Below are 25,332 nucleotides of genomic sequence, written 5' to 3'. Positions count from 1 at the left end.
GCTGATGACGGAGACCCTGACCAAAGCCGCCGTTCTGATCCTTCTCGGGCCTCCGGGCGCCGGGAAGGGCACGCAGGCCCGCATGCTCGAAGAGGATTTCGGGCTGGTGCAACTGTCCACCGGCGACCTGCTGCGCGCCGCCGTGGCCCAGGGCACCGAGGCGGGCATCCGCGCCAAGGCGGTGATGGAGGCCGGGCAGCTGGTCTCTGACGAGATCGTGCTGGCCATCCTCAAGGACCGCATGGCGCAGCCCGATGTGGCGCGCGGCGTCATCCTGGATGGCTTCCCCCGCACCGCCGGTCAGGCCGCCGCACTGGACGGGCTGCTGGCGCAAGCGGGCCTCGCCGTCACCGCCGCCATCAGCCTCGAGGTCGATGACGAGGCGATGGTGGGCCGCGTGTCGGGCCGCTACACCTGCGCCTGTGGCGAAGGGTATCACGACGAATTCAAGAAGCCTGCCGTGGCAGGCACTTGCGACAAATGCGGCGGCACGGCCTTCAAGCGCCGCGCCGACGACAATGCCGAAACGGTGCGCGAGCGGCTGAAGGCCTATCACGCCCAGACGGCGCCTTTGATCGCCTATTACGCAGAACAGGGCGTGCTGGAACGGATCGACGCGATGGGGGCGATTGCCGACATCCGCGCCGGTCTGGCTGGCATCGTCTCCCGCGTGTCAGGCTGAAAAGCAGGCCGTATCCGGGAATGGAGGCCCGGGTGCGGCAGGTAAGGGAGCGGTCCGCGACAGCGGGCCAAAAATGCACCGGCGTCAAGCCGGGCTGAACAGGAGGAGGCCACATGGCTTACACGACACCCGACGCAGGCGCCCGCTCGCGTCCGATGACGGCAGAGGAACGGAAGGTCATCATGGCCTCGTCCGCCGGCACCATCTTCGAATGGTATGACTTCTACCTTTACGGCTCGCTCGCCACCATCATCGGCGCGCAGTTCTTCACCGCCTTCCCGGAATCCACCCGCAACGTCTTCGCGCTGCTGGCCTTCGCGGCGGGCTTCCTCGTGCGTCCCTTTGGCGCGCTGGTCTTCGGTGCGCTCGGTGACCTGATCGGCCGGAAATACACCTTCCTGGCCACCATCCTGATCATGGGCATCTCGACCTTCATCGTGGGTCTGCTGCCGGGCTATCAAAGCTGGGGCATCGCCGCGCCGATCATCCTGATCGTGCTGCGCATGCTGCAAGGCCTCGCCCTTGGCGGGGAATATGGCGGCGCCGCCGTCTATGTGGCCGAACACGCCCCGCAGGGCCAGCGCGGCTATTTCACCGCCTATATCCAGACCACGGCCACCATCGGCCTGCTGCTCTCGCTGGTCGTCATCCTGCTCGTCACCTCCTATGTGAACGGCAATTATGACACCGTGGCGCAGTTCAACCTCGACGGCACGCCCCTGCTCGATGCCAAGGGCGAGCCGGTCATGCTGGAGCCCTTCAAGGCCTGGGGCTGGCGCATCCCGTTCCTCGGCTCGATCTTCCTCTTGCTGATCTCGCTCTATATCCGCGTGCAGATGAACGAATCCCCCGCCTTCAAAAAGATGAAGGAAGAGGGTTCGCAATCGAAAGCCCCGCTGCGCGAAGCCTTCGGCAACTGGAAAAACGGCAAGATCGCGCTGATCGCCCTGCTGGGTCTGACCGCCGGTCAAGCCGTGGTGTGGTATTCGGGCCAGTTCTACGCCCTGTTCTTCCTGCAAAACGTCGTGAAGATCGACCAGTTCTCGGCCAACGTCTTTGTGGCCTGGTCGCTGATCCTCGGCACCGCGGGCTTCCTGTTCTTCGGCTCGCTGTCGGACAAGATCGGCCGCAAGTGGATCATTCTGGCGGGCTGCGCCCTGGCGGTGATCACCTATACCACCGTCTTCCCGATGCTGACCAAAGTGGCCAACCCGGCCATGTATAACGCCCAGACCAATACCCCGGTCGTGGTGACCGCCGATCCCGCCAACTGCTCGTTCCAGTTCAACCCGGTCGGCACCGCCAAGTTCAACAACAGCTGCGACATCGTGAAGGCCTTCCTGTCGAAATCCTCGGTGAACTCGACCACCGTGGATGCGCCCGCAGGCACCGTCGCCAGCGTGAAAGTGGGTGAGGTCGTGGTGCCCGCCTATGATGGCAACACCCTGAAAGGCGACGAGGCGAAAGCCGCCAAGGCCGCCTTCGAGAAAGCCATCACCGAAGCCCTGACCGCCGGCGGCTACCCGCTGGTCGCCAAGGACAACGCCACCGCCGCCAAGGCCAACCACTTCTTCGACATCTTCAACGCCCAAAACTTCTCCATCGTCGCGATCCTGACCTATCTGATCGTGCTGGTGACCATGGTTTACGGCCCGATGGCGGCGATGCTGGTGGAACTTTACCCGACCCGGATCCGCTATTCCGGCATGTCGCTGCCCTATCACATCGGCAACGGCTGGTTCGGTGGCCTGCTGCCCGCGACCGCCTTCGCGATCTCGGCCCAGTCCGGCAATATCTACTCCGGCCTGTGGTATGCGATCGTCATCGCCGCCATGACCGTGGTGATCGGTGCGATCTTCGTGCCGGGCGACACCCACAAGAAAGACATCTTCTCGGAGTGATCCGCGAGGCTTGAAACGCAGACGGGCCGGGGGAGACCCCGGCCCGTTCTGTTTGATGCCGCCGCTTTCTCAGCCCCGCGCCGCCATGAAGCGCTGCGCCAGCGTCCAAAGCCCAAGGCCAATGGCCAGCAGGATGCAATTCGACACCAACCCCACCCCGATGGCCCAGGGCAGCGGCACCCCCGTCCCGGCCGAGGTGGTCATCGGCAGCACCGCCGCAATGAACACCACCCCCGCCGCCAGCGGGATCAGCGTGCCCGTGGTCGCCCGCGTGCGCAGCATCGTATAGATCAGGCCAAAGACCAGACCGGCGCGGAAAATGTCGCTCAGCTGGCTTTGCAGGATTTCGGTGAACATGGGTGCCTCCTCTGTTGCCCGATTCTACCCCGGCCCGGCGGGCCGGTCCAGCCGAACCCGCCTCTCGGGGCTGGACCAAACCGCCCGCTTGCGCTAACGCCTGATGCCGAAACCACAGCAGAAAATCACAGCCTTAACGCAAGAGGGATCGCATGTCCGGCCATGGTGAAGCGCAACCGATGACCGCCCGCAAATCCGGCCCGCTTTCGGGCACGGCGGCAGTGCCGGGCGACAAGTCGATCAGCCACCGCGCGCTGATCTTCGGCGCCATGGCGGTGGGGGAAACCAAGATCACCGGCCTGCTGGAAGGCCAGGACGTGCTGGATACCGCCAAGGCCATGCGCGCCTTCGGGGCCGAGGTGACGCGGCACGGTCTGGGCGACTGGTCGGTGCATGGCGTCGGCGTCGGCGGCTTCCGTGAACCGGCCGACGTGATCGACTGCGGCAATTCCGGCACCGGCGTGCGCCTGATCATGGGCACCATGGCCACCACCGCCATGACCGCCACCTTCACCGGCGACGCGAGCCTGCGCAAACGCCCGATGGGCCGGGTGACCGACCCGCTCTCGCTGTTCGGCACCCGGGCCTATGGCCGTCAGGGCGGCCGCCTGCCGATGACCGTGGTGGGCGCCGCAAACCCGGTGCCGGTGCGCTATGCGCTGCCGGTGGCCTCGGCGCAGGTGAAATCCGCCGTGCTGCTGGCAGGGCTCAACGCGCCCGGCGAAACCGTGGTGATCGAACGCGAACCCACGCGCGACCATTCGGAACGCATGCTGCTGGGCTTCGGCGCCGAACTCCACGTCGAGAAAGGCACTGAGGGCCATATCATCACCCTCAAAGGCCGCCCCGAACTGCGCCCGCAAAGCGTGGCCGTCCCGCGCGATCCCTCCTCCGCTGCCTTCCCGGTCTGCGCCGCGCTGATCGTTGAAGGCTCCGACATTCTGGTGCCCGGCGTCAGCCAGAACCTCACCCGCAACGGCCTTTACATCACCCTCGTGGAAATGGGCGCCCGGATCGACTTCCAGAACCCGCGTGAGGAAGGCGGCGAGCCGGTGGCCGACCTCCGCGTCCGCTTCTCGGACCAGATGCAGGGCATCGAAGTCCCCCCCGAACGCGCGCCCTCGATGATCGACGAATACCCGATCCTCTCGGTCGTCGCCGCCTTCGCCAGCGGCAAGACCGTGATGAAGGGGGTGAAGGAGTTGCGCGTGAAGGAAAGCGACCGCATCGACGCCATGGCCCGGGGGCTGGAGGCCTGCGGCGTGCGCATCGAGGAGGACGAGGACACCCTCATCGTCTACGGCATGGGCGCGGGCGGCATGCCCGGCGGCGCCACGGCGGCCACCCATCTCGACCACCGCATCGCCAGGAGCTTTCTCGGCGCGGGCCTGGCGGCCCAAAAGCCCGTCTCGGTCGATGACGCCTCTCCCATCCTCACCTCCTTCCCGATCTTTGAAGGGCTGATGCAGACGCTCGGCGCGACCCTCGAACGGGGCTGATCCCCTACCGTCGCCGGGGGGCGCGCGCGCCCCCCACGGCCCGATCGGGCCTCCCCCCCAGGATATTTTTTAACAGAAAATGAGAAAATGCGCGGCTCTCCTTTATTTTCTGTTCCTAAATATCCTCGGGGGTGAATGGCCGAAGGCCAGAGGGGGCGCGAGCGCCCCCTACGCCGCCAGAAACCGGAGTGCACCATGACCCAAGCCTTCACCGTCGCCATTGACGGCCCCGCCGCTGCCGGTAAGGGCACGATCAGCCGCGCCGTGGCGGCGCGGTTCGGTTTTGCCCATCTTGATACCGGCGCGCTTTATCGCGCGGTGGGGGTGAAGGGCGGCGATCCGGTGGCGGCGGCGCAAGGCCTTACGCCCGAGGATCTGGCGCGTGATGATCTGCGCAGTCTGGAGGCCGGGCAAGCGGCCAGCCGCGTTGCCGTCATTCCCGAAGTGCGCGCCGCCCTCTTGGCCTTCCAGCGCCGCTTCGCCCGCCAGCCCGGCGGCGCGGTGCTGGACGGGCGCGACATCGGCACCGTGATCTGCCCCGAGGCCGAGGTGAAGCTCTATGTCACCGCCAGCGCCGAGGTGCGGGCGCATCGCCGCTGGCTGGAAGTGGGGGGCGACGCCGCCCGCGTGCTGGCCGAGGTGCAGGAGCGTGACGCCCGCGACATGGGCCGCGCCGACGCCCCCTTGCGCCCTGCGCCCGACGCCTTTGAGATCGACACCAGCGATCTGAGCATCGAGGCCGCCATCGCCGCCGCCATCGCCAGGGTCGAGGCTGCACGCAAGGCGTGAACTCTGCGCCCCAATTGCTGCCCAAAGGCTTTCCCGCGCCTAGCAAACCTGCCATGATGGGGGCCAGAGGGGGGAGGAGGCGCATGGCTGCGACCGAGATCGACCTTGCCACATGGCCCCGGCGCGAGGCGCTGGCCCTGTTCCGCCGTTTTCAAAAGCCGCAATATTCGGTCACCGCCCGTATCGACGTGACCGCCATTCTGGCGCGCAAGGCGCAGGCCGCGCGCTTTTCGGGCTATCTTGCCTGTGTCCATGCCGCCGGGGCGGGGCTGCATGCCGTGCCAGAGCTGCGCTGCCGCATTCGCGGCGACCGCGTGGTGATCCATGACCGGCTGCGCCTGTCGCCCACGCTGCAATTCCCCGATGGCCGTCTGGGGTTCACCTATCTCGACTGGCAGCCCGAATTTGCCGCCTTCGCCCCCGCCGCCCGGGCCGAGATCACCGCGACGCTGGCGCGCGGCGAGATGGAGCCGGGCATCGAGGGCGAGGACGGCGTGGCCTTCCTCTCCTGCCAGCCCTGGCTGGATTTCACCGCCTTCGACAATCCGGTTTTCGATGCCGATGACACCATCCCCCGCGTCTGCTGGGGCCGCTATACCCCCGAGCCCGCCGGGCGCTGGACGATGGCGGTGGCCTTGCAGGTGCATCATGGCCTGGCCGACGGCGCGCATGTCGCGGCCTTTTTCGCCGCCATGCAGGCGGCCTGTGCAGAGTTTGCCGCATGAGGCGCCTGCTGGTCTGCCTGCTCTTGCTTGCCCTCTTGGCGCCTGTCGCGGCGCGGGCCGAGCCGGAACATGGCCTGATCCGGTCCGGGATCGATTTGCCGCGCACCTTTCCTCTGGTGCTGCGCCTGCCTCCGGCGCAAAGCGGCCACCTCACCGTCACAGACCCGGCCACGGGGGCGGTGATCCTGACGGCCTATGCAAGGGCCGGAACCCCACTGCGGGTGCTGCTGCCCCCGGGCGACTGGTCGGTGCGTGTGGCCACCGGGGCCAAATGGCAGGATGAGACCCGGCTTTTCGGCCCCGATACCCGGACCGCGACCTTTGGCCCGCTGCGCTTCGACATTCTTGGCCTGAACGCCCGCAGGGGCCATGTTCTGACCATCCACCCCTGACAGGCGCGCGCGCCCCGATTTTTCGCAGAAAAATCGCAGCCCGCCGGGTGAAAAACCTGCGCACAAAATGGTGACACCCGGTTTCGCCGCTGCGCCGCATCGCCTATCCTGCCGCCATGGATATTGTCTTGCTTGTTTCGGCCCTTGCGGTCCTTTTCGTGGTGATCGCCCTGGCCGAGCCGGTGGCGGAGCGGTTGCGCCTGCCTTATTCCGTGGTTCTGGCCGTGATCGGTGCGGCGCTCGGGGCCACATCGGTGGGCCTTGCCGCCGCCTGGGGCGACCAGCTCGCCCCCGAGGTCGCGTCCCTGCTGGCGCTGCCGATCAAATCCTCGGTCTTCATGTATGTCTTTCTGCCGACGCTGATCTTTCAGGTCGCACTCGGGCTGGACCTGCGCCGGATGCTGGATGACTGGGTGCCGATCCTTGTCATGGCCGTGCTGGCCGTGCTGGTCGCCACCGCCTTTGTCGGCCTTGCCCTCTCGCCCTTCAGCAGCATGCCGCTGCTGGCCTGCTTCCTGCTGGGCGCCGTGGTCTCCACCACCGATCCCTCCGCCGTGGTCTCGATCTTCCGCAGCCTCTCCACCCCGCAGCGCCTTGCCCGCATCGTCGAGGGCGAAAGCCTGCTGAACGATGCGGCCGCCATCGCGCTCTTTGGCTTTTTCCTCAGCTTTGTCATGGCGGGCGTGCCCAATCCCACGCTGCGCGACGCGCTGATCGGCCTGCCCACCATCATCGTCTCCGGGGCGATCTGCGGCTGGGTGATCGCCCGCATCGCCTTGCGCGCCATGCGCCTTCTGGGGCATTGGCCGCTGGCGCAACTGTCGCTCTCCATCGCCATTCCCTATGCCACCTATGTCATCGCCGACCATGTGCTGCATGCCTCGGGCGTGGTGGCGGTGGTGGTGGGCGGCATGACGCTGAACTGGCTGGCGCCGGGCCGCCTTGCCCCCGCCGCCTGGACCAACCTGCGCGAGGTCTGGGACTTGCTCGCCCATTGGGCCGGCGCCCTGATCTTCGTCATGGCCTCGCTTCTCATCCCGCGCCTGCTGGGCGATGCCAAACCCGCCGATTTCCTGCTGATCCTCGTGGTGATCCTCGCCGCCAGCGCCGCCCGCATCGTCATGCTCTGGGGCGTGCTGCCGCTGCTCTCGAGCTTCAACCTCTCGCCGCAGGTCGAGCGGCCCTATCGCATCGCGATGCTTTGGGGGGGCTTGCGCGGCGCCGTGACCCTCGCCCTTGCGCTGGCCGTCACCGAGAACTGGCGCGTGCCCTCCGACATCCGGCGCGAGCTGGGCATCCTTGCCACCGGCTTCACGCTGTACACCCTGTTCATCCAGGGCTCCACGCTGCGCCGCGTCGTGCGCGCCCTGGGCCTTGCCCGCCTCTCCACCCTCGACCTTGCGCTCTCGCGGCAGGCCGTCGCCGTGGCGCTGCAAACCGTGCGCGAGGGCGTGGCCTCCAGCGTCAAGGATCACAACCTCGATCACGACATCGTCCGCTCCGAGGCCAAGGCCTTTGCCGGGCGCCTTGATCAGGCCGTGGCCCTCGCCGATGCCGAAACCGCCATCCGCCAGAAAGACCGTGTGCCGCTCGGCCTGCTGGCCATGACCGGCCACGAGCGCGACCGCGTGCTGGAGGCCTTCCACGATCAGGAACTGGCACCAGACGAGGCCGAGCGCCTGCTGGCCCAGACCGACCGCCTGATGGAGGCCACCCGCACCGGCGGCCGCGCGGGCTATCTGCGCGCCGCCCGCCGGGGCCTGCGCTTTGCCCGTGGCGAACGCTGGGCCATCCGCGTGCATAACAGCCTGCGCCTCTCGCGCCCGCTGGCCCAGCTGATCGCCTCGCGCTTCGAGATGCTTCTGGGCCAGCGCCGCATCCTCGAAGAACTCCACCTCTATATCGACAGCAAGATCCGCCGCATCCATGGCCGCCGCGTGGCCGAGATCCTGCATCAGGTGCTGACCACCCGCCAGACCGCCAATGCCGAGGCGCTGGAGGCCTTGCGCCTGCAATATCCCGGCTATGCCGAAGAGCTGGAGCGCCGCTTCATCCGCCGTCTCGCCCTCCGTCTGGAAGAGCGCGAATATGACACCATGCTGGCCGACGGGCTGATCGGCCGCGAGGTGCATACCGCCCTCATGCAATCCATGCGCGAGGCCCGCGCCCGGCAGGCGCAGCGCCCGCCGCTCGACCTCGCGATGCAGAAATCCGAGATGCTGCGCCAATTGCCCGCGCTGGCCGGGCTGGATGCCGCGCAGCTCAAGATGGTGCAGAAACGCATCGCCACCGTCTATGCCCATCCCGGCGACACGCTGCTGCGCAAGGGCGATCCGGCGCGGCATGTGTTCTTCATCGCCTCCGGCGCGGTGGAGGTCACCTTCGCGGGTCAGGTGCAGAAACTGGGCCGGGGCGAGATGTTCGGCCAGTTGGGCATCCTCACCCGCCGCCCGCGCCGCGCCGATGCCCGGGCGCTGACCCATTGCACCCTGCTGCGCCTTGACGAGGCCCGCTTCCTCGATCTGCTCGCCAAGAACGACCAGCTCCGGCAGGCGGTGGAGGAAAGCACCAAGCGCCGCAAGCTGATGGAAGGCGAGGCCCTTCCGGCGCCCGTTCCAGCCCCCGCTCCCTGACGGCACCCTTGCCGCCCCGGCCCGCGCCCGGCATAGTCGCCCCAGTTGAGGGAGATGCGAATGACATTCCATATCGGTGCCAAACCCGGCGAGATTGCCGAAACCGTGCTGCTGCCGGGCGATCCCTACCGCGCCCGCTGGGCCGCGCAAACCTTCCTGCAAGATGCCGTGCTGGTGAACGAGGTGCGCGGCATGCTGGGCTATACCGGCACCTGGCGCGGCCACCCTGTCACCATCCATGGCACCGGCATGGGCATGCCCTCGATGTCGATCTATGCCAATGAGCTGATCCGCGATTATGGCGCGCAAACCCTCATCCGCATCGGCTCGGCCGGCGCCTTGCAGCATCATGTGAAGGTGCGCGACGTGGTGCTGGCGCAGGCCTGCTGCACCGCCGGCTCGCCCTCGCGCACGATCTTCCGCGAGCTGAACTTTGCGCCGGTGGCCGATTTCGGCCTGCTGAAGGCGGCGCATGACGCGGGCCTTGCGATCTCCGCGCAGCGCGGCATCGGCCTTCATGCGGGCGCGATCTATTCCTCCGACACCTTCTATGACGAGCGGCAGGACCTCTCTGACCAGATGCAGCGCCATGGCGTGCTGGCGGTGGAGATGGAGGCCGCCGAGCTTTACACCCTCGCCGCCCGCTATGGCCGCCGCGCGCTGGCGGTGATGACGATCTCCGATCACATCCTCACCGACGAGGCGCTGCCCGCCGATCAGCGCGAAACCAGCTTTGGCGACATGGTGGAAATCGCGCTGACCGCTGCCTTTGCCTGAGGCGGCAGGGCGGGTGTACATCCCGTTACCGCTTCGCGGTTTGCCCCGCTGCAAAACAGTACACGCCATGACACTTTGCCCCCCGGATCGGGGGCAAACTGTACAGCGCATGACCGTTTCGCCCGGCATTTGAGGGCTTGCGCAGACCGATTCGAGGGTGTTGTCTGGCTTCCCCTCGCCGCAGCGCAAAAGGATGCCAGATGCAGCTCTCTCCCCTCGGAACCCGTGGCCCGCAGGTCTCGCCCCTCGGCCTCGGCGCCATGTCCTTTGGCGGGATTTTCGGCCCCACGGATGAGGCAGAAAGCCTGCGCTGCCTCGATGCCATGTGGGAGGCCGGGATAAATTTCCTTGATGTGGCAAATATTTACGGCGCGGGCCTCTGTGAAACCATCATTGGCCGGTGGCGGGCGACGCGCCGTCCGCAGGGGCTGGTTCTCGCCACCAAAGCGGGCATCGTGAACGGCCCGCCGCGCGGCGTGACCAACGATTCCGCCTATCTGCGCGCCGAGCTGGAGGGCAGTTTGCGGCGTCTGGGGGTGGAGCGGGTGGACCTGTTCTACATCCACCGCCGCGACGCCACCCGCCCGCTGGAGGAGGTGATCGGCACGCTGCAAGCACTTGAAACGGAAGGGAAAATAGGCGGATACGGATTGTCGGAAATCGCGCCTGAAACCCTGCGCCAGGCCCATGCCCTCCACCCCTGTCTGGCCGTCCAGAACGAATATTCGCTTTGGACCCGCCAGCCGGAACTGGGGGTTTTGCAGGAATGTCAAAGGCTTGGCGTCAGTTTTGTGGCCTTCTCGCCCTTGGCGCGCGGCATGTTGGGCGATCACCCCCTGCGGCTGGATCAGGTGCAGGATGGGTTCCGCGCCCAGAATCCGCGCTTCACCGAGCCGAACTTCAGCCGAAATATAAACCGGATCAATGGCTTGCGGGCCTGGTGCGCCGCGCGCGGCTGGTCGGTTCCGGCCACGGCGCTGGCTTGGGTGGCCCGCGAGGGCGTGATCCCGATCCCCGGCACGCGGCGGCCCGAGCGCTTGCAGCAATGGCTCCCCCTGCCCATTCTGACCCCGGCCGACCGCGCCGAAATCGAAACCCTCCTCCCCGCAGGCTTTGCCGCCGGTGACCGCTATGGCGATCACCAACTGCATGGGGTCGAGCGCTACTGCTGACCCCAGACGGCGATTTTTCGCAGAAAAATCGGGCGCTTAACGGCCATGGCTTTGGTCATAGCCGTTCAGCGGGGGCGGCGCCCAGCCTGCGGGGGGCGCCTTGGGCGCGAAGATTTCCACCAGCATCGGATAGCAGGCCGCCGCGTCCGAGGAATGCTCGGACGAGCAATCGCCCCCCGGACAGGCCGACAAGGCCCCCAGCAGGTCGATCTCGGCGAAGAACTCCAGATAGTCGCCGGGCCGCACAGGGCTGGCCTTCATGAAATATTGCCCTGTGCTGCGGGTGAAGCCGGTGCACATGAAAACATTAAGCACATCATGCACATAGCCCTCGGCCTCGGCCAATGGCAGCCCCCGCGCATCGGCCAGCGCCCGGGTCAGGTTGGAATGGCAGCAGTGATGATACTGGCCGCCATGGCTCAGCAGATTATGGGTATAGGGGTCGCAGCGCGTGCCGATCACATCATGCACCGCACCGCCGAACCCGTCGAAGCCATACCAGTCCAGCGTGTCATCGGTGATCGTCGCCATGGGCCGCAAATGCGGGTGGCTGGTCCACATCCGGTCGCCGGTTGACAGATGGGTGCCATGCAGGGCGCGGGTCTTGCCTGAATAGAACCTTTCGGCCAAGTTATTGGCATTCCACAAATTCAGGTCGCCGACCTGCGGCCCCTCCACGCTGGTGATACGGAAAAAATGCCCCGCCGGCACGGTGAAACTGGCGGCGTCGCGCGCCGGAACCAGAACCTCGCCGGTCTTGCGCCACGCCTCCCGCGCCGCGCGATAGGCGGCCAGATCTGGGGCGGGCAGGGTTTCAACCGGGTAGCAAATGACCGGCCCCACCGCACGGCGGGCTCCGGCATCGGCGGGGGGTGCATGTTCTGCGGGGTTCCGTTTCATGGCAGTCGTCCCTGTGGTGTTTTGTAGGGCAGGCTGCGTCGAGTGTTGAACAATGTCAAGAAAAGCCATGCCGTGCCACCGCAAACCGCCCTATCCGCGCGGCCTGCCGCCCGCATCCGGTGGTGGCGGGCGCAGACAATGGCGCGGCGCCGTCGGGCCCCCCGCGCTTTCCGCCCCACAGGCCGCACAGCGCCACACCCCCTCGGCGCGGTGCAGCCGCCACAGGCAGTGCCGCGTCAGCGTGCTGCCCCGGCGCGAGAGCCAGAGATACAGAAAAACGCCAATCGCCAGCAGGGGAAGCAGCAGGATCATCGCAGGCCCTCATGCAAAAGCCCCGGCGCGAGGGCCGGGGCTTTCCTGACATTGCGGCGCTTACACCGCGCGTTCGACCATCATCTTCTTGATCTCGGCAATCGCTTTGGCCGGATTCAGGCCCTTGGGGCAGGTCTTGGCGCAGTTCATGATCGTGTGGCAGCGATAGAGCTTGAAGGGGTCTTCAAGATTGTCCAGACGCTCGCCCGTGGCCTCGTCGCGCGAGTCGATGATCCAGCGATAGGCATGCAGCAGCGCGGCCGGGCCGAGGTATTTATCCCCGTTCCACCAATAGCTTGGGCAGGAGGTGGAGCAGCTGGCGCACATCACGCATTCATAGAGACCATCAAGCTTCTTGCGATCCTCGATCGACTGGCGCCATTCTTTCGCGGGGGTATTGGTCTTGGTTTCCAGCCAGGGCATGATGCTGGCATGCTGGGCATAGAAATGGGTCAGGTCGGGGATCAGATCCTTGATGACCGGCATATGCGGCAGCGGGTAGATCTTCACATCGCCCCGCACCTCATCCAGCCCATAGATACAGGCCAGCGTGTTGATCCCGTCGATATTCATGGCGCAAGAGCCGCAGATACCCTCGCGGCAGGAGCGGCGGAAGGTCAGCGTCGGGTCGACCTCGTTCTTGATCTTGATCAGCGCGTCCAGCACCATCGGGCCGCACTTGTCCATATCAAGGAAATAGGTGTCGACGCGCGGGTTTTGCCCGTCATCCGGGTTCCAGCGGTAAATCTGGAACTTGCGCACATTCTTGCCTTCCGGCTTCGGCCAGGTCTTGCCGGTGCGGATTTTGGAGTTCTTTGGCAGGGTGAACTGGACCATTGGCTAGTCTCTCCAATCGGGACGTGTGTAGAGGGGCTGCGACGGCATTTGCCCGGATTTCTGATAGACGCAGGCATCATAGACGGCGGCGGGGTCGCGGCCCTGGATGTAATCGGAAGAGACCGACAGCTTCAGCGAGCTGTGGGTGCGGCCCTCGCTGTCGATGCCGACGCCGACCTCGCCGCGCGGCTGTTGGGCCAGACGCGCGCGGGAGAAGCAGTCGCGCTCGGCCTGCTCGCGCGAGACGGGGCCGCAGGCGGCGAGGGGCAGGGCGATCAACAGGGCGAGGGCGGCGGCGCGCATCGGTTCACGCGCCTCCCAGCGTCACGCCACGGCTGCGCAGGCAGGCGCCGGTGCCGGGGCGACGGATGATATTGGTGACATTCTGGCTGGTCAGCGTGCCGGGGCGCACGCCCACATCCCGGGCCAGCGCGCGACGCTCGGCAATATCGGCATTGCCCAGCACGCAATCGGCGGCAATCTCGGCCTGTGGCGCGGTCATATAGGCTTGCAGCACCTGCACGGTGACAGAGCGCGCGGCGCGGTCGGTCACGCCATCGGCGAGGCTCTGCGGCGAGCAGGCGGCCATCAGGCCAAGCGGGAGGAGGAGGGCCAGACGCATCACGCCCTCATCACCACGGCCGGTGGCAGGTGTAACCGGCACCACCGACCATGACGATCTGGCAGGGCGCGGATTCCGAATTGCGCTCGTTCGCCATGGCAATGGCGATGCGGCCCCGGGTCAGATCATCCATTTCGCCGCTGGCGCGCCCGACATAGGCAGGGCGATAGATGTCGATCGACTGTTCGATGCAGGCATTCAGGCGCGCGGCCCCGGCTGCGGTGCCGCCGGGCAGGGCTTTCATATGCGGAATGGCCGACTTGGGCGAATAATCGTAATCGCCCTTCACCCCGGTTTTCTGCATGCAGGCCAGCACGAGGTCATGATTGTCGAGCGCCAAAGCACCCGTGGGCAGCGCCACCGTCAAGGCGGCGCTGGCGGCGAGGACAGACAGAGAGGGGACACGCAGCATGTTGAACTCCTGATCCTTGATACGGCGCGGCGGCTGGCAGGCCGCGGCACCCACTGTCTTACCGCACCAGAAATGCGGCCCAACGTCCAGTCCCACACCGCAGCCGGGGCCAGCCCGGCGGCGGATTTTGGCCCGGCAGATCAGAACTTGCGTTCTGCCGGAGCGATTTTCTTCAGGCTGATGCCGCCCTCTGCCTCGGTGGTCAGCGGGTCGACATGCACGGCGCGGTAGCTGAGCGTGACCTTCGCCCCGTCGACATGGGCAAGGCTGTGCTTGCGCCAGTTCACGTCGTCGCGGTTCGGGAAATCCTCATGCGCATGGGCGCCCCGGCTTTCGGTGCGGGCATGGGCGCCATAGATGGTGGCCAGTGCGTTCGGCATCAGGTTGGCCAGCTCCAGCGTCTCCATCAGGTCGCTGTTCCACACCAGGCTGCGGTCGGTGACCTTCAGATCGCCCATCTTCCCGGCGATTTCGGTCATTTTCTTTTCGCCCTCGGCCAGCGTTTCCTCGGCGCGGAACACGGCGGCATCGCGCTGCATGGTGCGCTGCATCTCCAGCCGCAGATCGGCGGTGGGGATGGCGCCATTGGCATGGCGCATCGCGTCAAAGCGGCCAAGCGCGCGGTCGACCTCGGTGGTGTTCACCGGGGCGCTGCGCTCTTTCGGGTTGACGATCTCGCCGGCGCGGATGGCGGCGGCGCGGCCGAAAACCACGAGGTCGATCAAGGAGTTGGAGCCAAGGCGGTTGGCGCCATGCACGCTGGCGCAGCCGGCCTCGCCCACAGCCATCAGGCCGGGGAAGATGGCGTCGGGGTTCTCGGGCGTGGGGTTCAGCACCTCGCCCCAATAGTTCGTCGGGATACCGCCCATGTTGTAATGCACGGTCGGCAGCACAGGGATCGGCTCCTTGTGCAGATCGACACCGGCAAAGATGCGCGCCGATTCCGAGATGCCGGGCAGGCGCAGTTCCAGCGTCTCGCGCGGGAGGTGGTTCAGGTGCAGGTGGATGTGATCGCCATGCTCGCCCACGCCACGGCCTTCGCGGATTTCCATGGTCATGCAGCGGGACACATAGTCGCGCGGCGCGAGGTCTTTGTAATGGGGGGCGTAACGCTCCATGAACCGCTCGCCCTTGGAGTTGGTGAGATAGCCACCCTCGCCGCGCGCGCCTTCGGTGATCAGGCAGCCCGAGCCATAGATGCCGGTCGGGTGGAATTGCACGAATTCCATATCCTGCAAGGGCAGGCCCGCCCGCGCGACCATGCCGCCACCGTCGCCGGTGCAGGTATGGGCCGAGGTGGCACTGAAATAGGCGCGGCCATAGCCGCCGGTCGCCAGCACGGTCATCTTCGCATTGAAGACGTGGATCGTGCCGTCATCCAGCTTCCAGGCCACCACGCCGGTGCAGCGGCCATCGGTAATGATCAGGTCCAGCGCGAAATATTCGATGTAGAATTCCGCGTTGTTCTTCAGGCTTTGGCCGTAAAGCGTGTGCAGGATGGCGTGGCCGGTGCGGTCGGCAGCGGCGCAGGTGCGCTGCACCGGCGGGCCTTCGCCGAATTGCGTGGTGTGGCCGCCGAAGGGGCGCTGATAGATCTTGCCCTCTTCGGTGCGCGAAAACGGCACGCCGTAATGTTCCAGCTCATACACGGCAGCCGGGGCTTCGCGCGCGAGATATTCCATCGCGTCAGTGTCGCCCAGCCAGTCGGAGCCCTTCACAGTGTCATACATATGCCACTGCCAGTTGTCGGGGCCCATGTTCGCAAGGCTGGCCGCGATGCCGCCCTGCGCCGCCACGGTGTGCGAGCGGGTCGGGAACACCTTGGTCACGCAAGCGGTGCGCAGGCCCTGTTCGGCCATCCCCAGCGTGGCGCGCAGGCCCGCGCCACCGGCGCCGACCACGACGACATCATAGTCGTGAACTTCGTAAGGGTAAGCGGTGGTCATCGGTCAGCCTCTCAGAGCGCGATCTTGGCGAGGGCGTAGAAGCCCACGGCGATCACGGCATAGGAAATCGAAATCGCCAGCATGATCAGGCCCTTCTTGGCGCTGCCCCGGGCGTAATCCTCGATCATCATCTGCGCGCCCTTGGCGAAATGGCGCATGCCCACGAACAGCACGAGACCGGTCAGGATGGCCGGGAAGGGGCGGGCGAAGGTCGCCACCACCTCGGCATGGCCTTTGCCAAGCGCGGAGCCGAAAATATAGACCCAGACCGGGATCATGAACGCGAGGCCCACGGCCGAAACGGTCATGAACCAGTGATGTTCAGTGCCGGTGCCGGATGCACCCTTGCCCTCGGCGCGTTTGCGGGCGGTCAGATAACGCATGGTGGCCCCCTCAGACGATCAGCGCGGTGAGGACGGTCAGCACGACCGACCCGATGATGCAGCCCCAGCCCAGCTTTTCGGCGGTGGGAATGTCGAGCCCCTTGCCCGCATCGAAATAGATGTGCCGCAGCCCGGCGAGGTAGTGATACCACAGCGCCCAGGCCGAGAGGAAAAACACCAGATCGCCGAACCACGAGGTCGCCACGCCATTGGCGAGGGCGAAATACTCCGGCCCGATGGCGGCCGAGAGCAGCCACCAGACCGCCAGCAGCGTGCCGACGATCAGCCCGTTGCCGGTGATCCGCGTCAGGATCGAGGTGATCGACGTGAGCTGCGGACGGTAGATTTGCAGGTGGGGGGAAAGGGGGCGTTCAACCCGCTTTGCTTCAGCCATGATGTCCCTCTGTCGCTTGGCGCGGCGCCGCGCACTGGCAGGAATTCTGATGTTTCAATAGCGCGTTTTTCGGGCAAGTCACCTGCCCAAACCCATAGAATCCGAGCCGTTTACGCTATCAAGGCAAAAAATCTCGGGTTTGTGATCACATTTTTTGGGGCTGTGATCACAGTTCGGCGGCCTCGGCCTGTTGCCACAGGAATTCGGAAAACTCGGTGCACATGATGATGCGACTCTCTGCCGGAACGTAATAGGCGTTGATCTCGCCGCATTCGGTCACATCCACCGTCACGGCTTTGGGCAGGTCGAACCGCTCGTTCAGGGCGGTGATCTCGTCGCCGATCACATCGGCGGTGAACTCATCCTCGGCAGCATTGAGCGCCAGCGCCGTGCCGGGCGCCTGATCGGCAAGGGGTTGCAGATAGGTCCACCAGCTGTCCTCGGCCAGTTGCCGTTCCTCGGGGCAGCCGGCGGCGCGTTCCTCGGGCAGATCGGCGGCGAGGGCGAACTCTTCGCGCTGTTCCGGGTCGGCGCCGTAAAACAGGCAGACATGGGTATAATAGCGTTGCAGATCATGGCCATGCACATCCCAGAAGCCGGGATCGTCCTCGGCCCCGGCCTCGGCGCGCATGGCATAGGCGATGGCATTGTTGACGACGATCTCTTGCGCGATCTCCGGCTCCCACACATCGTCGATCAGCAGGACGGAGAGGATGTCGGCGGCGTCTTCCTCCTTGCCCAGAACCGGCAATTCCAGCTGGTCAATCAGGGCATGACCCAGCTCGTGATAGAAGATCGCCACCAGATTGTCGGCCACGAAATCGGCCTTGGGGTCGGCCTCCTCGGCAAAGCCGGGCGAGGTGGCGAGCAGGGCGGCAAGCAGGGTGGCAAGGGTAGGGGCAGCGCGCATCCGTGGCTCCGAATTGGGGATGGGCGGAAGGCTAGAGGCTTTGTGGCCTTCCGTCCATCACAGCGTCACAGCGGCATGAGTGCCCAGTAATCCAGATCGAGCAGCACCTCGGGGGCGTATTTGCCATCCGCGCCTTTCAGGGCAAAGGGCGCCGCGCCTTGCTTCACCGCGACCAGCCGCAGCCGGATCGCGCCGACGCCGGGGGCGCTGGTCGGCGCCTTGTCCAGCACCTCGGACCAGGCCTTGACGGTATCGCCCGCAAAGCACGGGTTGGCATGGGCGCCACCATTCAGCGCCACGATCATCTGCGCATTGGCCAGCCCGTTGAACGACAGCGCCCGCGCCATCGAGATCACATGGCCGCCATAGATCAGCCGCTTGCCATCCTCGCGGAAGGTGGCGTCGAAATGCACCTTGGCCGTGTTCTGCCACAGGCGGGTGGCCAGCATATGCTCGGCCTCCTCGATGGTCACGCCATCCACATGGTCGATCGTCTCGCCGATGGCGTAATCGCCCCAGCGATGCGGCTCGCCCGCCAGGCCGAAATCATATTTGGAGAAATCCAGCCCTTCGGGGATCACGAGGTCGCTCGCCGCCACGGTTTTTTGCAGATCTGGAACCTGCGGTGCGGGCGTGGGCGCATCGAGGCGGTTTTTGCGCACCATCACCCAACGCACATATTCCAGCACCGGCGCGTCATCCTGGTTCAGCCCGACGGTGCGGACATAGACATTGCCAGACTTGCCGTTGGAGTTTTCTTTCAACCCGATCACGGTGCTTTCCGCGCGCAGCGTATCGCCCGGCCAGACCGGCCGCAGCCAACGCCCCTCGGCATAGCCCAGATTTGCCACCGCGTTCAGGCTGACATCGGGCACCGTCTTGCCGAACACGACATGAAAGGCGATCAGGTCGTCCAGCGGGCTTTCGGGCAGGCCGCAGCCTTGCGCGAAAACATCCGAGGAATAAAGCGCATGACGCGCCGGATAAAGCGCATGATACATCGCCCGCTCGCCCGTCTTGACGGTGCGGGGCACGGCGTGGCGGATCACCTCGCCGATGCGGTAATCCTCGAAGAAACGACCGGGGTTGGTCTTCATGCACTCTCTCCTTTTGGGGCGCGGCGGGAGGCCATCCGCCGCGCGGGGGCTTAGTGTTCGCCCAGTTTGGTTTCGGGCGTGTAGTCGCCGGGGGCCTCTTTCACCACCGCCTGACCACAGCGCATGACACCGCGCGCGGCATCAAAGGCATAGGTCGGCCCGCCATGTAGCGCCCAGCCCTTGTTCAGGGCGGCGGTCACCTTGTGGCAAAAGGCCGAAGTGTCGTCATCGGACAGAAAGCGATACAGTTTCATGGCGTTACCCGAATGCAGGATAGCCGAGCGCGTAATGCACCCCGGCGATGGCGCCATAGACCAGCAGGGCGCCTGCCAGGGCCATGGCCTCGAATTTTGCGGGTTTGGCGGCGGGCGGCGTCCAGCTTTCGGCGCGGTTGATCAGGGCCATCTGGATCAGCGCCCAGAGGCCCAGGCCGCCGAACAGCAGGAAAGAGGGCGTATCGCCATTCACCAGCAGATGCGCCACCGACCACAGCACAACGCCCAGCAACATCGGATGCCGCAGCTTGCGCGCCACGGCGGTTTTCATGCCCGCCGCCGCGAAAAGGTAGATCGACAGCAGCATCAACAGGTTGTTGATCCCCACCATCGCAGGCGAGCGACCCCAGTAAAAGCTGCCCTCCGCCGCGCGATAGCCAAGGACCATCAGCGCGATCCCGGCCACCATGGCGAGGGTAAGGGGCAGTTTGCCGCGCTCGCCCCATTGCGCGCGCAGATCGGGGGCAAGACGTTTGAGAAGATGCGGCACAACCCAAAGGGCAAGGCCGAGGGCGAGCAAAGGCATGGCTGGCTCCGATTATGTGAAACTGGTTCACATAACCATCATTCCGCCATGGCCGCAATCGCCTGCGCCTTGGCGAGGGTGGCCTTGGCGGTGACGATATGCAGGTTCTCGACAATCTTGCCATCGACCACGGCCACACCGCCCCCCTGCGCCATTACGGCGTCAAAGGCCGCGATCTGGCGTTTGGCGAGGTCAATCTCGGCATCCGAAGGGGCAAAGGCGGTATTGGCGATCTCAAGCTGCGCCGGATGGATCAGGGTCTTGCCGTCAAAGCCCATGTCACGGCCCTGCGCGCATTCGGCGCGCAGGCCCTCCTCATCCTTGAAGGCGTTGTAAACCCCGTCGATCAGGGTCAGCCCATGCGCCCGGCCCGCCAAGAGGCAAAGGCCAAGGCCCGCCTGCATCGGCAAACGGTCGGGGCGGAAGCGGCTGTTGAGTTCCTTCGCCAGATCATTGGTGCCCATCACCATGCCCTTGAGGCGCGGATGCGCGGCGATGGCGGCGGCGTTCAGCATGCCCTGACAGGTCTCCATCATCGCCCAAAGATCGGCGCCCGGCACGGCTTTGGCCACGGCATCCAGATCGGCGGGGCTGTTGACCTTGGGGATCAGCACCGCGTCGATCCGCGCGCCGCGGGCAATCGCCTCATCCATCGCATCGGCATCGGCGCGGCCCCATTCGGTGTCAAAGCCATTGATCCGCACGATCCGCGCGCGCGCCCCGAAATCCCAATCGGTCAGCACCTGCGCCAGCAGCTTGCGCGCGGCGGGCTTTTCCTCGGGGGCGACCGCGTCTTCCAGATCAAAGATGATGGCATCGGCAGGCAGGCCCATGGCCTTTTCCAGCGCGCGCTCTTTCGAGCCGGGGATATACAGCACGGAACGGAAGGGGCGCGACATGCGAGTCTCCTGAGTAATAATCTTGCGTGAGGAAGCACGAAACCGGCATTTATGGCAAGGGCAGATTTGCCGCGTCGCAGAAAAACCGCATCAGGGGAGAACGGGGCAAGACTGCGCAGGGCGTTAACCTTTCCTCAGCGCCTCGGGCGCAGGCTGGTGCAGATGCAGACCCGCGCCGGAGGGCGCCCCAACCGGAAAGGCCAAATGATGCTGAAGATCCTTCACGCCCTGCCCGCGCTTTTGCTTTTCGCCGGGGCCACGCAGGCGCAAACCCAATGTGGCTCTCGCGAGATGGTGCTGGAGACACTGGCGAACCGCTATGGCGAAAGCCGGCAGGCGATCGGGCTGGCGGCGAACAGCACGGTGATGGAGCTGTTCGCCTCGGAAACCGGCAGCTGGACGATCACGGTCACCATGCCGGATGGGATCGTGTGCCTGCTGGCCTCGGGCGAAAGCTTCGAGGCGCTGCGGGAGCCCCTGCCTGCCAAAGGCGATCCGGCCTGAGCGAGGGCGCGATTTTTCGTCGAAAAATCGCTGTCACGCCAGGCGGCTAGCGTCCCATAGCAACTTGATCGACAGGATCAGCAGGGCCCAGGTGACCGCTTTGAAGAACAGGGCTTCGGGCAGGCGCCGCACCAGCCAGACCCCTGCGAAAACCGCCAGCACCGCCGGAACCGCCAGAAGGGCGGAGAGCTTCAGGTTCGTCAAAGTGATCTGCCCAAGCGCCCAATAGGGCACGAGTTTCACCGCATTCACCCAGGCGAACAGGATTGTGGCGGTTCCGGCATAGACCTCTTTGCGCAGCCCGAGCGGCATGGTGTAAACCTGATAGGGGGGCGCCCCGGCATGGCTGACAAAGCTGGTAAAGCCGGTCACGGCGCCCCAGAAGAGCCCCGGTGCCACCCGCGCCGGAGCCGTCTGCGCCTCGGGCTGCGGGCGCAGCAGCAGGTTCAGTGCGAAAGCCGCCCCGATCAGACCCACGATCCCGGTGACCACCCAGCCCGGCACCCAATGCGCGGTCAGCCAGCCCAGGCCCACGCCAAGGGTGGTCGCAGGCACCAGAATCGCCATCACCCGGCGATCCCAGGCGCCGCGATAGGCATAAAGGCCGAAGATGTCGGAGACGACATAGATGGGCAGCAACAGTCCGGCAGCCATCACCGGCGGCATCACCAGGCTCATCAGCGGCACCGAGAGCATGGCAACCACCGGCACGCCGCCCTTGCCCGCCCCCACCAGCATCGCGGCCAGCCCTGCCAACAGCCAGAATTCCACGCCCTGCATCGCCCGCCCCGGTCGCTCTTGCCCAATTTGCGTCGGTTTAGCGCAAACATCTTGCGCCCGCCATCCCGGCCTGTCATGCCGCATCGCGGCGGCACCCGGATGTCGTGCAAGATTCTTGCGAGAATCCGGGGAAGCCTCTAAAGGCATACCATTGCATACAATCCCAGCCGGAGACGGAATCATGGCACGACCCAAGATTGCACTGATTGGCGCAGGCCAGATCGGCGGCACGCTCGCCCATCTCGCCGCGATCAAGGAACTCGGCGACGTCGTTCTTTTCGACATCGCGGAAGGCACCCCGCAGGGCAAAGCGCTCGACATCGCGCAGTCGGGCCCGTCGGAGGGCTTTGACGCCGTGATGAAGGGCGCCAACAGCTATGAGGACATCGCGGGCGCCGATGTCTGCATCGTGACCGCAGGCGTGCCGCGCAAGCCGGGCATGAGCCGCGATGACCTGCTGGGCATCAACCTCAAGGTCATGAAATCCGTGGGCGAGGGCATCAAGCAATATGCTCCGAATGCCTTCGTGATCTGCATCACCAACCCGCTGGACGCGATGGTCTGGGCGCTGCGCGAATTCTCGGGCCTGCCGCATAACAAGGTTGTCGGCATGGCCGGCGTGCTGGATTCGGCGCGTTTCCGTCACTTCCTGTCGGTCGAGTTCAATGTCTCGATGCGCGACGTGACGGCCTTCGTGCTGGGCGGCCATGGCGATACCATGGTGCCGCTGACCCGTTACTCCACCGTGGGCGGCGTGCCGCTGCCGGATCTGGTCGCGATGGGCTGGACCACGCAAGAGCGCCTCGACGGCATCGTGCAGCGCACCCGTGACGGTGGCGCCGAGATCGTCGGCCTGCTGAAAACCGGCTCGGCCTTCTATGCGCCCGCCACTTCGGCGATCGAAATGGCCGAGGCCTATCTGAAAGACCAGAAGCGTCTGCTGCCCTGCGCCGCCTATGTGGATGGCGCCTTTGGCCTGAACGGCATGTATGTCGGCGTGCCGACCATCATCGGCAAGGACGGGATCGAGCGCATTGTCGACATCACGCTGAACGCCGACGAGCAGGCCATGTTCGACAAATCGGTGGATGCGGTGAAGGGCCTCGTGGCGGCATGCAAAGGCATCGACCCGTCGCTGGCGTGATCTGGACCTCTGATTTCCGCTGAAAAACGTGAAAACCCGGCCTCTGTGCCGGGTTTTTCTGTGTCTGGGGGGCTGGGATCAGAGCGTCCGGCATTTTGCATTGACGGCCCGGACCGGGAGTGCCCATAAAATGAGCAGTGTGACGTTAACCATTTCGCCATGAATGACCGCCAGATTGTCATCATGCGCCAATCTGCGGGAGAATCGGCCTGAATGTCGCAATATCTTCGTCTGTCCGCATTGATCGGGGCGATCCTCGGGCTTGGCATCAGCCTTCTGGCGATGATCTGGACTTCGGCGGCCTGGCTGCCCGCGCTGTTCTTCGCGGCCATCGTGGCCCTGGGCCTGCGCGATGCCACGCAATCCAAGCATGCCATCCTGCGCAATTACCCGATCATCGGCCATTTCCGCTATTTCTTTGAAGAAATCCGGCCAGAGATCCGCCAATACCTGATCGAGGGCGACGAGGACGAGGTGCCCTTCTCGCGCGAGCAGCGCGAAATCGTCTATCAGCGGGCCAAGAATGTGGAGGACAAGCGCCCCTTTGGCACGAAAAAGCGGGTGTATGACGGCGGCTATCAATGGCTGACCCATTCCATCCGCCCTCGCAAGATCGAAAGCTATGACTTCCGGGTGTCGATTGGCGGGCCAGACTGCCGCCAACCCTATGTCGCGTCGATATATAATATCTCGGCCATGAGCTTTGGCGCGCTGTCTGCCAATGCCATTCTGGCGCTGAACGGGGGGGCGAAACGGGGCGGTTTCGCCCATGATACCGGCGAGGGGGGCATCAGCCGCTACCACCGCCAGGCCGGCGGCGACCTGATCTGGGAGCTTGGCTCGGGCTATTTCGGTGCGCGCAGTGCCGAGGGCGGGTTCGATCCGGTCCGCTTTGCCGAACAGGCGGCGGACCCGCAGATCCGGATGATCGAGGTGAAGCTGTCGCAAGGGGCGAAGCCGGGGCAGGGCGGTGTGCTGCCCGGCGCCAAGATCACACCAGAGATCGCCGAGGCCCGCGGGGTTCCGATGGGCCGCGATTGCGTCTCTCCCGCGTCGCATTCGGCCTTCTCGACCCCGATCGAGATGATGCAGTTCATCGCGCAGCTGCGCGATCTGTCGCAGGGCAAGCCGGTCGGTTTCAAGCTGTGCATCGGGCATCGACGCGAATTCATGTGCATCGTCAAGGCGATGCTGGAAACCGGCATCACCCCCGACTTCATCGTGATCGACGGCAAGGAAGGCGGCACGGGCGCCGCCCCCATGGAGTTTGCCAATCACATGGGCATGCCGCTTGTCGAGGGCCTGACCTTCGCGCATAACACCCTGCGCGGCGCGGGCCTGCGGGACCGCATCCGCCTTGGCGCCTCGGGAAAGTTGATCCATGCCTTTGATATTGCAAAGGCTTTGGCGCTTGGCGCCGATTGGGCCAACTCGGCGCGCGGCTTCATGTTCGCCATCGGCTGCATACAGGCGCAAAGCTGCCATACCAATCACTGCCCCACAGGGGTCGCAACCCAGGATCAGGCCCGCCAAAAGGCGCTGGTCGTCCCCGACAAGGCCGAGCGTGTCTACAATTTTCACAAGAACACGCTGAAAGCGCTTGGCGACATGACCGGCGCGGCAGGTCTTTTGCACCCGTCCGGCTTTCAGCCGCACCACCTGATGATGCGCGAGAATGACCGTGACATGGTGACGGGAGACGAGGTCTATCCCTATATGCCAGAGGGGTTTCTGTTGCGCGAGGATGACGAGCGTTTCGGCTATCTCAAGCGCTGGCGCCGCGCGCGGTCCGACCGGTTCGAGCCATTTGACGGCGGTATCTGATCGGGTCTTGGCGTTCCGCTGGCGCTGTGGCCGTGCAAACGGGGCTATACGCAGTGCCGGTTCTGCTGTAGGGGCTGGCGTGAGGCTCCGATGATTCCGGGCGGTGCCGGGCAGGGAGGCCCGGCCGCGATGGGGAAGGGTGGGCCGTCATGGGCACCCACGCCCCATCTTTGGAACAGACATGACCGATCTGAATATTGCGGCACCGCTGGCAGCGGCGCTTGCTGAAAAGGGCTATGAAAGCCTTACCCCCGTGCAACAGGCCGTGATCGCCCCGGAACTGGAGGGCCGCGATGCGCTGGTCTCGGCCCAGACCGGGTCGGGCAAGACCGTGGCTTTCGGCCTGGCCATGGCGACGGAAGTGCTGGGCGGCGATGACATCCTCAAACCCGCCGAGGCGCCGCTGGCGCTGATCATCGCGCCGACGCGCGAATTGGCGCAACAGGTCGCGCGCGAGCTGGAATGGCTTTATGCCAAGGCGGGCGCCCAGATCGCCACCTGCGTCGGCGGCATGGATTACCGGACCGAGCGCCGCGCGCTGTCGTTCGGCGCCCATATCGTTGTCGGCACGCCGGGCCGTCTGCGCGACCATATCGAGCGCGGCAGCCTTGACATGTCGCTGCTGCATGTCGCGGTGCTG

At 65.5% G+C, this 25,332-nt stretch carries 29 protein-coding genes; 13 read left to right on the top strand and 16 right to left on the bottom strand.

Annotated elements, in window-relative coordinates:
• The first annotated feature begins 4 nt into the window (after positions 1-4).
• Positions 5-682, top strand: a complete 678-nt coding sequence (locus JNN06_RS09610) for an adenylate kinase (RefSeq protein ID WP_291239371.1) — start codon at positions 5-7, stop codon at positions 680-682.
• A 113-nt stretch (positions 683-795) separates the two neighbouring features.
• A complete protein-coding gene (locus JNN06_RS09605; RefSeq protein WP_291239370.1) occupies positions 796-2,583 on the top strand; it encodes an MFS transporter in 1,788 nt (595 codons plus the stop codon).
• A 69-nt stretch (positions 2,584-2,652) separates the two neighbouring features.
• Here the strand turns inward: JNN06_RS09605 and JNN06_RS09600 are convergent, their stop codons facing one another.
• Positions 2,653-2,940, bottom strand: a complete 288-nt coding sequence (locus JNN06_RS09600) for a hypothetical protein (RefSeq protein ID WP_291239369.1) — start codon at positions 2,938-2,940, stop codon at positions 2,653-2,655.
• A 152-nt stretch (positions 2,941-3,092) separates the two neighbouring features.
• On the opposite strand from JNN06_RS09600, the gene aroA reads away from it, so the two are divergent.
• From aroA to JNN06_RS09565, 7 genes are all read left to right on the top strand, one after another.
• Entirely contained in the window at positions 3,093-4,439 is a 1,347-nt protein-coding gene (gene aroA / locus JNN06_RS09595; RefSeq protein ID WP_291239368.1) for a 3-phosphoshikimate 1-carboxyvinyltransferase, read from the top strand.
• A gap of 195 nt (positions 4,440-4,634) precedes the next feature.
• Positions 4,635-5,228: a d(CMP) kinase gene (locus JNN06_RS09590; protein ID WP_291239367.1), complete on the top strand. Its 594-nt coding sequence runs from the start codon at positions 4,635-4,637 to the stop codon at positions 5,226-5,228.
• An 83-nt stretch (positions 5,229-5,311) separates the two neighbouring features.
• Positions 5,312-5,953, top strand: a complete 642-nt coding sequence (locus JNN06_RS09585; RefSeq protein WP_291239366.1) for a CatA-like O-acetyltransferase — start codon at positions 5,312-5,314, stop codon at positions 5,951-5,953.
• Positions 5,950-6,345, top strand: a complete 396-nt coding sequence (locus JNN06_RS09580; protein WP_291239365.1) for a hypothetical protein — start codon at positions 5,950-5,952, stop codon at positions 6,343-6,345. The genes JNN06_RS09585 and JNN06_RS09580 overlap by 4 nt, the downstream gene beginning before the upstream one ends.
• 116 nt (positions 6,346-6,461) lie before the next feature.
• Entirely contained in the window at positions 6,462-8,978 is a 2,517-nt protein-coding gene (locus JNN06_RS09575) for a cation:proton antiporter (protein ID WP_291239364.1), read from the top strand.
• A 60-nt stretch (positions 8,979-9,038) separates the two neighbouring features.
• Complete coding sequence (gene deoD, locus JNN06_RS09570) at positions 9,039-9,755, top strand: purine-nucleoside phosphorylase (protein ID WP_291239363.1); 717 nt, start codon at positions 9,039-9,041, stop codon at positions 9,753-9,755.
• A gap of 200 nt (positions 9,756-9,955) precedes the next feature.
• Positions 9,956-10,927: an aldo/keto reductase gene (locus JNN06_RS09565; protein ID WP_291239362.1), complete on the top strand. Its 972-nt coding sequence runs from the start codon at positions 9,956-9,958 to the stop codon at positions 10,925-10,927.
• 36 nt (positions 10,928-10,963) lie between these two features.
• Here the strand turns inward: JNN06_RS09565 and JNN06_RS09560 are convergent, their stop codons facing one another.
• The 14 genes from JNN06_RS09560 to JNN06_RS09495 form a co-directional block, all read right to left on the bottom strand.
• Positions 10,964-11,827, bottom strand: a complete 864-nt coding sequence (locus JNN06_RS09560) for a DUF1989 domain-containing protein (RefSeq protein WP_291239361.1) — start codon at positions 11,825-11,827, stop codon at positions 10,964-10,966.
• Between the two features lie 90 nt (positions 11,828-11,917).
• Entirely contained in the window at positions 11,918-12,139 is a 222-nt protein-coding gene (locus JNN06_RS09555) for a hypothetical protein (protein ID WP_291239360.1), read from the bottom strand.
• A gap of 60 nt (positions 12,140-12,199) precedes the next feature.
• Positions 12,200-12,976: a succinate dehydrogenase iron-sulfur subunit gene (locus tag JNN06_RS09550; RefSeq protein WP_291239359.1), complete on the bottom strand. Its 777-nt coding sequence runs from the start codon at positions 12,974-12,976 to the stop codon at positions 12,200-12,202.
• 3 nt (positions 12,977-12,979) lie between these two features.
• Complete coding sequence (locus JNN06_RS09545; RefSeq protein ID WP_291239358.1) at positions 12,980-13,279, bottom strand: hypothetical protein; 300 nt, start codon at positions 13,277-13,279, stop codon at positions 12,980-12,982.
• Positions 13,280-13,283: 4 nt separating this feature from the next.
• Positions 13,284-13,598, bottom strand: coding sequence for a hypothetical protein (locus tag JNN06_RS09540; RefSeq protein WP_291239357.1), 315 nt, complete (start codon positions 13,596-13,598; stop codon positions 13,284-13,286).
• Between the two features lie 10 nt (positions 13,599-13,608).
• Positions 13,609-14,010, bottom strand: a complete 402-nt coding sequence (locus tag JNN06_RS09535) for a hypothetical protein (RefSeq protein WP_291239356.1) — start codon at positions 14,008-14,010, stop codon at positions 13,609-13,611.
• A gap of 140 nt (positions 14,011-14,150) precedes the next feature.
• Positions 14,151-15,956 carry a succinate dehydrogenase flavoprotein subunit gene (gene sdhA, locus JNN06_RS09530; protein ID WP_291239355.1) on the bottom strand — a complete coding sequence of 602 codons (1,806 nt, stop codon included), beginning with the start codon at positions 15,954-15,956 and terminating at the stop codon, positions 14,151-14,153.
• Positions 15,957-15,967: 11 nt separating this feature from the next.
• Positions 15,968-16,339, bottom strand: coding sequence for a succinate dehydrogenase, hydrophobic membrane anchor protein (gene sdhD / locus JNN06_RS09525; RefSeq protein WP_291239354.1), 372 nt, complete (start codon positions 16,337-16,339; stop codon positions 15,968-15,970).
• Between the two features lie 10 nt (positions 16,340-16,349).
• Positions 16,350-16,733 carry a succinate dehydrogenase, cytochrome b556 subunit gene (sdhC, locus tag JNN06_RS09520; RefSeq protein ID WP_291239353.1) on the bottom strand — a complete coding sequence of 128 codons (384 nt, stop codon included), beginning with the start codon at positions 16,731-16,733 and terminating at the stop codon, positions 16,350-16,352.
• Between the two features lie 166 nt (positions 16,734-16,899).
• Positions 16,900-17,643 carry a DUF4344 domain-containing metallopeptidase gene (locus JNN06_RS09515; RefSeq protein WP_291239352.1) on the bottom strand — a complete coding sequence of 248 codons (744 nt, stop codon included), beginning with the start codon at positions 17,641-17,643 and terminating at the stop codon, positions 16,900-16,902.
• A gap of 65 nt (positions 17,644-17,708) precedes the next feature.
• On the bottom strand, positions 17,709-18,740 hold the full coding sequence (locus JNN06_RS09510) for a MaoC family dehydratase (protein WP_291239351.1): 1,032 nt from the start codon (positions 18,738-18,740) through the stop codon (positions 17,709-17,711).
• 50 nt (positions 18,741-18,790) lie between these two features.
• Positions 18,791-18,994, bottom strand: a complete 204-nt coding sequence (locus JNN06_RS09505) for a DUF1737 domain-containing protein (RefSeq protein WP_291239350.1) — start codon at positions 18,992-18,994, stop codon at positions 18,791-18,793.
• Between the two features lie 4 nt (positions 18,995-18,998).
• Positions 18,999-19,541 (bottom strand): NnrU family protein, encoded by a 543-nt coding sequence (locus JNN06_RS09500; protein WP_291239349.1) that lies wholly within the window; start codon positions 19,539-19,541, stop codon positions 18,999-19,001.
• A 38-nt stretch (positions 19,542-19,579) separates the two neighbouring features.
• Positions 19,580-20,440 (bottom strand): CoA ester lyase, encoded by an 861-nt coding sequence (locus JNN06_RS09495; RefSeq protein WP_291239348.1) that lies wholly within the window; start codon positions 20,438-20,440, stop codon positions 19,580-19,582.
• A gap of 204 nt (positions 20,441-20,644) precedes the next feature.
• Between JNN06_RS09495 and JNN06_RS09490 the strand changes: the two genes are divergently transcribed.
• A complete protein-coding gene (locus tag JNN06_RS09490) occupies positions 20,645-20,944 on the top strand; it encodes a hypothetical protein (RefSeq protein ID WP_291239347.1) in 300 nt (99 codons plus the stop codon).
• Positions 20,945-20,977: 33 nt separating this feature from the next.
• Here JNN06_RS09490 and JNN06_RS09485 read toward each other — a convergent pair whose 3' ends face one another.
• The gene (locus JNN06_RS09485; RefSeq protein WP_291239346.1) at positions 20,978-21,724 is read right to left on the bottom strand and encodes a sulfite exporter TauE/SafE family protein; all 747 of its coding nucleotides are present in this window, start codon (positions 21,722-21,724) and stop codon (positions 20,978-20,980) included.
• 181 nt (positions 21,725-21,905) lie between these two features.
• On the opposite strand from JNN06_RS09485, the gene mdh reads away from it, so the two are divergent.
• The 3 genes from mdh to JNN06_RS09470 all read left to right on the top strand — a co-directional run.
• Positions 21,906-22,868: a malate dehydrogenase gene (gene mdh / locus JNN06_RS09480; RefSeq protein ID WP_291239345.1), complete on the top strand. Its 963-nt coding sequence runs from the start codon at positions 21,906-21,908 to the stop codon at positions 22,866-22,868.
• A gap of 213 nt (positions 22,869-23,081) precedes the next feature.
• Entirely contained in the window at positions 23,082-24,692 is a 1,611-nt protein-coding gene (locus JNN06_RS09475; RefSeq protein WP_291239344.1) for an FMN-binding glutamate synthase family protein, read from the top strand.
• Between the two features lie 181 nt (positions 24,693-24,873).
• Positions 24,874-25,332: DEAD/DEAH box helicase (locus JNN06_RS09470; RefSeq protein ID WP_291239343.1), on the top strand; the 459-nt coding region annotated here is incomplete at its 3' end.

It is taken from the genome of Gemmobacter sp. (assembly GCF_016792925.1).
Classification (GTDB): Bacteria; Pseudomonadota; Alphaproteobacteria; order Rhodobacterales; family Rhodobacteraceae; genus Gemmobacter.
Note: the sequence above shows the minus strand (reverse complement) of the source record. Positions and strands in the feature narration are given on the sequence as shown.